This is a genomic window from Ornithinibacillus bavariensis (assembly GCF_050433565.1).
Lineage (GTDB): Bacteria > Bacillota > Bacilli > Bacillales > Amphibacillaceae > Ornithinibacillus > Ornithinibacillus bavariensis.
Window position 1 is genome coordinate 38,317 of record NZ_JBNPWZ010000016.1, and the last position, 10,429, is coordinate 48,745.

Annotated in this window: 13 protein-coding genes; 7 read left to right on the plus strand and 6 right to left on the minus strand. The window is 34.7% G+C overall.

Annotation, left to right across the window (positions count from 1 at the left end; translation table 11 throughout):
- Nucleotides 1–163 precede the first annotated feature (163 nt).
- Nucleotides 164–688: a signal peptidase I gene (gene lepB, locus HNR27_RS17390; protein WP_244853317.1), complete on the minus strand. Its 525-nt coding sequence runs from the start codon at nucleotides 686–688 to the stop codon at nucleotides 164–166.
- Between the two features lie 193 nt (nucleotides 689–881).
- Between lepB and HNR27_RS17395 the strand changes: the two genes are divergently transcribed.
- Nucleotides 882–1,064 (plus strand): Spo0E family sporulation regulatory protein-aspartic acid phosphatase, encoded by a 183-nt coding sequence (locus HNR27_RS17395; protein WP_429340632.1) that lies wholly within the window; start codon nucleotides 882–884, stop codon nucleotides 1,062–1,064.
- 86 nt (nucleotides 1,065–1,150) lie between these two features.
- Here the strand turns inward: HNR27_RS17395 and HNR27_RS17400 are convergent, their stop codons facing one another.
- Together HNR27_RS17400 and HNR27_RS17405 are read right to left on the minus strand one after the other, a co-directional pair.
- Nucleotides 1,151–2,311: an aminotransferase A gene (locus HNR27_RS17400; protein ID WP_429340633.1), complete on the minus strand. Its 1,161-nt coding sequence runs from the start codon at nucleotides 2,309–2,311 to the stop codon at nucleotides 1,151–1,153.
- Entirely contained in the window at nucleotides 2,295–3,218 is a 924-nt protein-coding gene (locus tag HNR27_RS17405) for a DMT family transporter (RefSeq protein ID WP_429340634.1), read from the minus strand. The genes HNR27_RS17400 and HNR27_RS17405 overlap by 17 nt, the downstream gene beginning before the upstream one ends.
- A 128-nt stretch (nucleotides 3,219–3,346) precedes the next feature.
- Here HNR27_RS17405 and HNR27_RS17410 point away from each other — a divergent pair, with 128 nt between their 5' ends.
- Entirely contained in the window at nucleotides 3,347–3,700 is a 354-nt protein-coding gene (locus tag HNR27_RS17410) for a hypothetical protein (RefSeq protein WP_212919489.1), read from the plus strand.
- A gap of 79 nt (nucleotides 3,701–3,779) precedes the next feature.
- Here the strand turns inward: HNR27_RS17410 and HNR27_RS17415 are convergent, their stop codons facing one another.
- The 3 genes from HNR27_RS17415 to HNR27_RS17425 form a co-directional block, all read right to left on the minus strand.
- Nucleotides 3,780–4,253, minus strand: a complete 474-nt coding sequence (locus tag HNR27_RS17415; RefSeq protein ID WP_212919490.1) for a YkyB family protein — start codon at nucleotides 4,251–4,253, stop codon at nucleotides 3,780–3,782.
- A 177-nt stretch (nucleotides 4,254–4,430) separates the two neighbouring features.
- The gene (locus tag HNR27_RS17420) at nucleotides 4,431–5,009 is read right to left on the minus strand and encodes an SCO family protein (RefSeq protein WP_429340635.1); all 579 of its coding nucleotides are present in this window, start codon (nucleotides 5,007–5,009) and stop codon (nucleotides 4,431–4,433) included.
- 107 nt (nucleotides 5,010–5,116) lie between these two features.
- Nucleotides 5,117–5,968, minus strand: a complete 852-nt coding sequence (locus tag HNR27_RS17425) for a metallophosphoesterase (RefSeq protein WP_429340636.1) — start codon at nucleotides 5,966–5,968, stop codon at nucleotides 5,117–5,119.
- Between the two features lie 133 nt (nucleotides 5,969–6,101).
- On the opposite strand from HNR27_RS17425, the gene fadH reads away from it, so the two are divergent.
- From fadH to HNR27_RS17450, 5 genes are all read left to right on the plus strand, one after another.
- Nucleotides 6,102–6,869, plus strand: a complete 768-nt coding sequence (fadH, locus tag HNR27_RS17430; protein ID WP_429340637.1) for a 2,4-dienoyl-CoA reductase — start codon at nucleotides 6,102–6,104, stop codon at nucleotides 6,867–6,869.
- A 593-nt stretch (nucleotides 6,870–7,462) separates the two neighbouring features.
- On the plus strand, nucleotides 7,463–7,912 hold the full coding sequence (cbpB, locus tag HNR27_RS17435; RefSeq protein ID WP_429340638.1) for a cyclic-di-AMP-binding protein CbpB: 450 nt from the start codon (nucleotides 7,463–7,465) through the stop codon (nucleotides 7,910–7,912).
- A gap of 183 nt (nucleotides 7,913–8,095) precedes the next feature.
- A complete protein-coding gene (gene dapD, locus HNR27_RS17440) occupies nucleotides 8,096–8,815 on the plus strand; it encodes a 2,3,4,5-tetrahydropyridine-2,6-dicarboxylate N-acetyltransferase (protein ID WP_212919495.1) in 720 nt (239 codons plus the stop codon).
- Nucleotides 8,816–8,827: 12 nt separating this feature from the next.
- Complete coding sequence (locus tag HNR27_RS17445; protein ID WP_429340639.1) at nucleotides 8,828–9,964, plus strand: N-acetyldiaminopimelate deacetylase; 1,137 nt, start codon at nucleotides 8,828–8,830, stop codon at nucleotides 9,962–9,964.
- Between the two features lie 66 nt (nucleotides 9,965–10,030).
- Complete coding sequence (locus HNR27_RS17450) at nucleotides 10,031–10,273, plus strand: YkuS family protein (protein ID WP_212919497.1); 243 nt, start codon at nucleotides 10,031–10,033, stop codon at nucleotides 10,271–10,273.
- Nucleotides 10,274–10,429 lie beyond the last annotated feature (156 nt).

The window sequence follows — 10,429 nt, forward strand, 5'->3', positions numbered from 1 at the left end:
AGGTGTCATCTGTGGAACTAGCTTTAGGAATATTATGCTTTGTTATATTATTGTTTAATTTTGGAAGCTGTATATTTGATAATGAAAAGTAATACAACAATGACTAACAAGACAAAAAAGGCAGTTCATTTAAGGTTACACAACCTTTGAACTGCCTTTTATATTATCTTGTTTTAGCCATTTGATTAAAGGGATAAAATACAAATTCCGAACGACCTATAATTTCATCCTCGGTAATGAAGCCTAATCCATTTCTAGAATCTTTACTGATAGATCGGTTATCGCCCATCACAAAATATCTTCCTTCTGGAATAGTTATTGGTCCAAAGCTACCCGTGTGATTTTTTGCGTCCTCTGATAAAAAGGTCTGGTCATGAAGTTCATTATTGATATATAGCTTGTGATTCCGTATCTGAATTGTTTCTCCAGGTAAGCCAATAACACGCTTAACATAATTTTTTTCTGGGCGATGGATTATGACAATATCGCCTCGTTTCGGCTCATCGATGAGATATACAATTTTATTAAAAACAACCCGTTCTCCATCTTGTAATGTAGGATCCATACTGTCTCCTTCTACTATGGAAGTAGCAAATATAAATGTACGTAATAAGAATGCAAGAATAATGGCTATAAGGATTGCTTTACCCCATTCTATCCATTCATTTTTTTGTTTCGTTTCGGTCAAAGAAGACATTCCTTTCTCATCAGAAGTAACTGACAACTAAATAAAAATAATGTTACTTCTATTATATCAATTATACCTAGATAAAATAGTTAAATGTAAGTAAAAAGTTCAAAAAATGTAATTAATAATTGTTATTCGGTTCATTTCTGTGCTACATTAATAGAAATAGAAAAGGAGGTATTGTTAAATATTCATGCACGAAACTGACAAGCTCCTAAAACAAATAGAAAGGCTTCGTGAACAAATGAGTTCTGTTGCCCTATCACAAGGCATAACAAGCTTAGAATCTATCGCTCTCAGTCAAGAATTAGATCGTTTGCTAAATATGTATGAAAAACTAAGATATGATAAAAAGGAAGTAATGCACAAAAAATAGAGAGAAGATTAATTTTTAACTATCATATAGCTAATAGGTGGGATATCGCTATTATGCATTATCCCTTCTATTACTATATCCACTGACTAAACGTTTCGCTTCTGTAAATACTCTTCCAATCGATTTAACCCCTCTTTTAGTGTGAGAAAATCATAGGCATAAGATAATCTCATATATCCTTCGCCAAGTAATGAAAAACTATCCCCAGGTACTAGTGCAAGTTTTGCCTTTTTAACTAAATCTATACCTAATTCAAATGAGGTCATCTCAGAAATGTTAAATCTAGGGAAAAAATAAAAGGCTCCATTCGGCTTCATTACTTGTAAACCCATCCTCACTAACCGGTCGTAAACATAGTCTCTTCTAACAAGATATTCTTCATTCATATTCTTCGGATCACTTAAACCGTTTGTTAGTGCCTCGAGTGCAGCATATTGGCTTATAGAGGAAGCACAGGACACATTGTATTGATGAACTTTAAGTATGTGACTTGCCAGCCATTTAGGTGCTAGTACATAACCAAGACGAAATCCAGTCATGGAATGGGATTTCGATAGGCCATTAATGACTACAACTCGGTCCCTAATTTCTTCAAAGCTGGAAATAGAAGTATGTTTAAAATCATAAACAAGTTCGCTATAAATTTCATCCGCTAGAACAAAAATTTCCTTTCCTTTTAAAACCTCAACCAACTTTTTTAGTTCTGTAGCAGTCAATGATACACCAGTTGGATTAGAAGGGTAGGGGAGTACGACACATTTGGTTTGTTTAGTAATAGCCCTTTCTAATTCCTTATTTGTTAATTTAAATTCAGTATTTGTTGTATCGACATATACTGCTTTTGCCCCAGCTAAGGTAATTAATGGTTCATATCCAGGATAAATTGGACCAGGTAGAATTACTTCATCGCCTGGATTTAATATGGTTCGAAATACGATATCGATAGCCTGAGAAGCACCAGTTGTTACAATAATTTCATTCTCAGGATTAAAATAAACATGATATGCAGACTCATAAAAGGCGGAAATAGCTTTTCTCAAATCGAAGATACCAGCATTATTTGTATAGGTTGTTCTGTTCGTATTTAATGCATGGATCGCAGCTTCCTTAATATGGCTAGGTGTATGGAAATCAGGCTGACCAATTGTAAGAGAAACAATATTCTCTTCTTCCTCAACCATTTGAAAGAACTTTCTAATACCAGAAATCTCTATTGAATGTATATATTGATTAAGACGGTTTTCCACTAGTTCTCCCCCTCAATTTAATCACCTGGGCATTATTCTTGTTTTCGGTTTGCATTAATATAACTGCTCCTATAATCATTGTCATGCCAAGCATTTGCAACATGTCGAAGGTCTCTTTAAAAATAATAATACCAATTGATGCTGCAACTACGGGTTCAATTGTTGATAAAATAGCAGCTTTTGATGCCTCGGTTTGATTTAGGCCATATGTATACACAATATATGCTATCGCTGTTGGAAAGAGTCCCAATCCAAAAGCATAGAATAAGACCTCTTTATCCAGAAGAAGTGGTAGTTTTTCTTGATATGGAAAAAATGGAATTAGTGCAATTGCTGCTACTACGAAGGTAAAGGTCGTAATACTTAGAGTTGAGTACTTGTTTAATGCAAATTTACTAATGATACTATATAAAGCATAACCAATTCCAGATCCAATACCAAATAGGATACTCCCAAGCTGCAAATTATTTACATTTAAAGGTATAAGTTGTACGGTGAATAGAGTGCCAATTAATGTTACGAATAGTGCCACCGATTTTCTTTTGGTAAAGGACTCTTTAAATAAGTAAACAGATAATATGGCAACAAATGCAGGCGCTGTATAGAGCAGTGCAGTAGCAACAGGTATGGAGGACAAGCTTATAGCTGTAAACATACAATAATTAAAAAATATAATACTAAAAATTCCCGTTCCAATAAAATATTTTATATCAGACAGGGAAGTTAATTTAACTTTATTTGGAGATGTAATTAGCAAAAATAGGAGTAAGATAATTGCTGAGGTTGTTACTCGAAGTGTCACAACCTCCATAGGAGTAAAACCATATACATATAGATTTTTTATAAACCAGCCGATGGTTCCCCATAAGGATGCACCTAGCAAAATATAAGTAACTGCTTTGTTCACTTCCTACCCCTCCTCATAAAATTATCTTTTATTATAGCAAACGTACAAAAATAGTTAGACCTGTAGGTATAGTTCCTATTAAAATCGTTTAGAATGCTTATTAGGTTACTAGAAGAGGGGTGCAGGGAATGTTTTTAACCATTTCAGATTGGATAAAGATATCGCAACTACAATCGATAGGCATTGAAGAAGAATTATTTTATACATTGGTTATTCTATTTGGAATTGCTGGATGTTATGTGTTGATTAGACCAATTTCAGTATTTCTTTTATCGATACGTTCTGAAACGTTATTACGATACGTTTTAAGTGGATTACTTTTTATCGTACTCTTTTTCATTGTTGTTTTATTGAATGGCCATATTGAACTAATAACCTATCAATTATTAAAATTGGCATTACAGGTTTTGGCAATACTAGGACTGTTCCTCTGTGTGATACACCTATTTCGTAATATAAGCAAGAGAAAGAAAAGAGTATGAATGAAGAACCCCCTCATACTAAACTTAATTTTATTTGTATGAGGGGGTTCTCAATTATTACAATAGACAAGCTAACAATTTATCGAAAGGTTTTCTTGGGGGGCCATTCCATTTTGCCGAGTGATGATGGCGTGTAGTAAGTTGAAGTATACTTTTTTGTTTTCTTTTTTTTCTCTTTTGGTTCTCTATAGTCTATATATTGATAGATAATTTTTTTTGCCTGCGCTAAAGACATTTTTGTTTGGGGATTTCGAAAATTATGATCAAGTGAGCCTAAATGCTTAAGTTCTTGAAAGTCTTCCTTCGTTGGAGGAATGTGAAAAAAATAGTCATCCACTTGAACTAATAGTGTTGAGTGTTGATTACTTAATTTTGGGTGTTCAGAAAAATGAAGACCAATTTTTTTTGCTTTTTGTTCCTTTAATAGGCGATTAATTGTTTCTTTCTTAATAAAATACAGGTGCTGTGGCTCAAGTGCTGTTTTTGCGTGACGATTTACCGTATATATTGCTTTTGCTAAATCCTGTATGGATACTGTTTCGTGTTGGGCCATTGCTCTCCTCCTTTCTATAAGTATTGGCGTACGTTATAAACTTACTATCTAAAATAAATAGTAACGTAAAGCTTGTCCATTTTTCAAATAATAAAGATAAAAAAAGAAGCCGGTAGGTTGTGATCCCAAAAGCTATAATTACAATCTATCTTTTTGGGGTCACTACCATATGGCTCTTTATTGCATATCTTTTATAAATTCTACCATTTCTTTGATTTGATCTTGTTCAAGGTAATAGCCATTGTAACTCTTTATTGCGTTTCCCTCTGGACTGACTATGGTAAACGAAACACCGTGCATAAAGGTATTATCCTCAAGTTGTTCAATTGGAATTTTGAAAGACTTAACAGCAAACTCTTTAATCGTTTCATAATCATAGCCTGTCAAAAATGTCCAATGATCAAATTCAATTCCACGTACTTCCCCATATTCTTTTAAAGCCTCTGGTGTATCACGCGCTGGGTCAATACTAAATGATACAAATTCAATATCATTAATTCCTTCATCTTCTAATGCACGTTCAATCTTTTGCTTGTTATATGTCATTTGTGGACATTCCGTTTCACATGATGTGTAGATGAAGTCTACAATCCATATTTTTCCGTCAAAATCACTTTTACTTACTTCCTTACCATCCTGATTCGTAAAGGTAAAGTCCTGAACCTCATTTGAAAAGTCCCCTTTATATTTTTGTCCACATGCTGCTAGAAATACAACAAGTGCAAGCATGATTACGACGGAAATCTTTTTTTTCATAGTTTTTCCTCCAGTAATATATTCTTCCATTATTTTAGCATGTAAACGTTCTAGAAACTATGGACAAACTGTTACAAACTTGGTGGGAGACTATAAAAGAAAGTCTACTATTTTTGTTTTAAGGTAAAGCATGTAATCTCAGGCACACAAAGGAATCGGTAAGGAAGTCTAGTTGTACCAATACCTCTACTAACATATAAAATTAAGTTGCTGGATTCAAATGTATATTTTCCTTCTACATATTTTTCTGCAAACTTTGGTGTATATAAATGACCGATAAAAGGAAAGCGTACTTGTCCTCCATGACTATGACCGGAAAGTTGAATATCTACTGGATAGTCAATTGTATGATCAGCATAATCCGGCTCATGTGCAAGTAATATAGTAAACAGATCAGTATTAGTATTTTCAAGTGCTTTCGCTAGATTTGGCTTACCAAGCATTACATCATCGATACCGGTAAGGATGATTCTGTCTAAATTATTTTCAATTACATGATGAGTGTTTTTAAGTAGAATAAATTCAGCTTTCTCCATTGTCTCTTGGACAATTTCAGTACCATATCCCCCATGATCATGGTTACCATATATCCAGAACTTCCCCAATGGTGCATGAAGAGAGTGGAGTAAATTGATTAGTCTCTGGTTCCAATTATAGTGATTTGGTTCATCTACTAAGTCACCAGTAAAGACAATTATATCCGGATTTAATTTATTAATTTTCTCAACTAGCTCTTCAAATTGATTTAGCGTGTAGTGGAAACCAATGTGTGTATCTGAAAATTGTACTATTTTAATATTATCGAATGAAGCGGGGATTTTGGTATGGGTAATCGTTTCTTTTTTTATGGTGAGCATACTAGGTTCAATATTCCTTGCATAATAATATGTTCCGCCAGTTAAACCCAAAAATGTGAGTGTACTGCCAATAAGCTTTTTTAGAAAAGACCTTCTATTCATTCTCTCACCTTTTATTCAATAGTGTTATTCATTATAACATACATAGCATTATCTGTAATACAACATATGATTTTTGACTTTTCCTTATAATAGAAATAGTATGAAGATAGTACTATAGAGAGGAAGATAATGTATGGTTAAAGAGACAGTAATCGTTACAGGAAGTTCTAATGGCATGGGGAAATTTATGGCTAAGAAATTTGCTGATGAGGGATTGAATGTTGTCTTAACAGGTAGAACTGAGGAAAAATTATTAGCTGTACAAGAAGAGCTTGCACAAAGTGCAAAGGGAGATATCCTTTCAGTTCCATTAGATGTCCGTAATCCAGAAGATATAGAACGAATGGTGAAAGAGACAGTTAATCGATTTGGTAGAATAGACCATTTAGTGAATAATGCTGCAGGTAATTTTATTTGTGCAGCAGAGGATTTATCTGTCAACGGCTGGAAAGCGGTCATTGATATTGTATTAAATGGTACTTTTTATTGTAGTAGAGAAGTAGGAAGGTACTGGATAGAAAATAATATCCAAGGCACGATTATTAATATGGTAGCTACATATGCTTGGAATGCAGGTGCTGGAGTTATCCATTCATCAGCTGCAAAAGCAGGCGTACTCAATATGACAAGAACATTAGCAGTAGAGTGGGGAACGAAATATGGTATTCGTGTTAATGCAATTGCCCCTGGACCAATTGAAAGAACAGGAGGAGCAGAAAAGCTATTTCTGTCTGAAGAAGCGGCTAAACGGACATTAGACTCAGTACCATTAAAGCGATTAGGAAAACCAGAGGAAATAGCAGAGCTAGCTTATTTCTTGTTATCTGATAAAGCCTCCTATATTAATGGAGAAGTAGTAACGATGGACGGTGGGCAGTGGCTAAATAAATTTCCGTTTTAAATGTCCTATGGGCCTTTGGTACAGTATCCCTAAAAAGGCCCTTTAATTTTCTTAAAGTCACCTTCATCAAATGAATAGAAATGCTATTAAGCATACTAATCTAAGGACTATTATGAAATCTTACTATCGACTCTTGGCGAATCAACAAAACAAGTTACTGCTTCATAGAATACATAAAGGGATAAAATAAGTAGTTTTACACCATTTATCATACTTCAAGCATTTTCATCTGTTCATCCTCACAGGGTTAGCTGACTGCAATACAAGTCTTCAAAATTTTTGTTACAGAAAATATGGGAAGGTAGATGAAGTGATTCAAATTCTTTTTAGCACCAAGAGAACCGAAAAAAAACTTGTGATACCAAAAATATTTTTTGGTTTTCTTAGGACTTAAATTCAATTCTCTATAACATATAACTCTAATACGGGCATTCATTAATGTTCATCTTCAATCATTCTATATCGTACATGCTAATTTATTACCATTTATGTTACACTAAGGTTGAGGTGGAAAAAATATTTCATCTGATCTAAGGTAGGCCCCTTCATTAGAATTGTCTTTCAGGTTAGTTTGATAAAAAGGAGCGGGTAATATGAGTATATTGCAAGATAGAGATTTGACATCGCTTACAATTAGAGATTTAATGATTCCCTCTGAGAAGGTTGCACATGTCCAACTAAACAATCCACTAGAACATGCTTTATTAGTTTTAGTAAAATCAGGATACTCTGCTGTGCCTGTACTTGATTCCACTTATAGATTACAAGGTACAATTGGAAAAACAAGAATTCTAAATGAAATATTGGGATTAGAACAATTTGAGATTGAACGATTATCAACACTACAGGTACAGGAGGTTATGGTAACAGATATTCCTAGACTCTTAAGAGAGGATACAATCCTTGATGGATTGAAGGCGCTAATTGATTATCCTTTTGTTAGCATTGTTGATGAAGAAGGCTATTTTGATGGTATTTTAACGAGAAGAGCATTACTGAAAGAATTACGAAAGGATATATATTCAGCAAAAAGTAAAAATTAATGACTTAAGACATAGTGTTAAGAATAAAAATTTTATAGTAAGGGATTCGTAGATTGAGAATCAAGCTTCTGCTGTCATGGAAAGAGGATATCAAAGGAAGTAACTTTTTGGTATCCTCTTCGTATTGCTTGAAGATAAACTGTCTGATAAAGTGAAGATTATAAAAATTAAGGGGGATCGATCATGGGTATGATGAATGCAGAAGAAATTATTAGCTTTATCTCGAATAGTAAGAAAAGCACACCTGTAAAAGTATACATAAAAGGGGAAGAGTTATCTGGACTTAACTTTGGAAACATCCAAGCTTTTGTAGAACAAAAAAACGGTGTACTGTTTGGAGAATGGAAGGAAGTTTCTGATTTCTTAAAGAACAATCGTTCAGCTATAGCAGATTATGTCGTAGAAAATGATCGTAGGAATTCAGCAATTCCATTATTGGACATGAAGAATATTAATGCTCGTATTGAACCAGGTGCGATTATTCGTGATCAAGTAAAAATTGGTGACGGGGTTGTAATTATGATGGGTGCTATGATCAATATTGGAGCTGTTATTGGTGATGGTACGATGATTGACATGAATGCCGTGCTTGGTGGGCGTGCAACGGTTGGGAAAAATTGCCATATAGGAGCTGGAACTGTTCTAGCAGGTGTCATTGAACCACCATCAGCAAAACCGGTAGTTATAGAGGACGATGTAGTGATCGGAGCAAATGCTGTTGTTTTAGAAGGGGTAACTGTAGGTAAGGGAGCTATCGTTGCAGCTGGTGCTATCGTAACCAAAGATGTTACTCCATACACACTAGTAGCAGGTACACCTGCAAAAGTTTTAAAAGAAATTGATGAAGGAACGAAAGCCAAGACGGAAATTAAGCAAGAACTACGTAAGCTAGACAATGAATAGAGGGACTACAAAATGGATCTGGCTGAGCTGCGTAAAATTAGACGTGAATTACATCAAATTCCTGAATTAGGGTTTCAAGAATTCAAGACACATGAATATTTACTTCATTATATCCACTCAATCGCTAATGAACATGTAGAAGTGAAAACGTGGAAAACAGGAATATTAGTGAAGGTTTCTGGAACGAAATCAAAACAATTAATTGGTTTTCGTACGGATATTGATGGACTACCAATTTTTGAAGAAACAGGATATGATTTTGCCTCAAAACATCCTGGCAATATGCATGCCTGTGGACATGACTTCCATATGACAATTGCTTTAGGAGCTTTAAAAAGCGTTATTGAGCATCGAATCACAGATGATGTACTATTCATATTTCAACCAGCAGAAGAGGGACCAGGCGGAGCATTGCCGCTGATGCTTTCCGATGTGTTTTTAGAGTGGTATCCAGATTGTATCTTCGCTCTTCATATAGCACCTGAGTATCCAGTAGGGACAGTTGCGAGTAAAACTGGGTTACTATTCGCAAATACGAGTGAGTTATTTATCAATTTCAAAGGAAAAGGTGGTCATGCAGCATATCCACACTTATCAAAGGATATGGCAGTTGCAGCAGGTGCTTTCATTTCCCATGTACAAGGAATAATAGCAAGAAATTTAAATCCCCTAGATAGTGCTGTTATTACAATTGGCAAAATGACTAGTGGCCATGTCCAAAATGCAATAGCTGAAACCGCTAGACTAGAGGGAACGATACGGACATTAAATCCGGTGGTTATGTCACAAGTAAAAGAGCTATTGCAACGTCTTGCTAAAGGCTTCGAGATCATGCATGATTGTCATATCAAATTAGATTATGGTTCATCCTATTATCAGGTATATAATGATGAACAGTTCGTCCAACGATTTAAGCATGTTACAAAAAAATTAGGTATTCACTATGCAGAAGCAAAAGAAGCAATGACAGGTGAAGATTTTGGCTTCATGCTTAAGGATATACCTGGCTTCATGTTTTGGCTTGGTGTAAATTCAAGCTACGGTCTTCATCATGCTAAATTAAAACCTAGGGAAGAAGCATTAGAGGTTGGCGTAAATACTGTTATTCATATGCTTCGTGAATTGTCTATGGAAGGGAAAATATCCTAGAATATCTTCCATACTTTCGGTCAAACTAAGGATGTAAAAATGGATACTTAGAGGAGTGAAAAAAGTATGGCTAGAATCGGGGTAGAAGAATCCCTTACTGATGTAAAAGAAGCACTAATGGCAATGGGACATGAAGTAATCGAGCTAAAATCCGAAGCGGATACAGCTCATTGTGATTGTTGTGTAATTTCCGGTTTAGATAAGGATGTTATGGGTATGGCTGATACTAGCATTTCAGGTCCAGTGATTAATGCAAATGGACAAAATGCTGAAGAAATTTGCCAAATGGTAAATAATAAATTAAGTTAATAAATATACAAAAGTTTATATGAATTACTAAAACAAGGCTCCTACTAGCAGGAGGCCTTGTTTTTATTAATGCTTTTAAAACCACAGGCTATGCCTGTGTGAAAATAAACCTTCTAGGGATGTAACAAAAGAATCTCCAATCGTATAATAGAGATG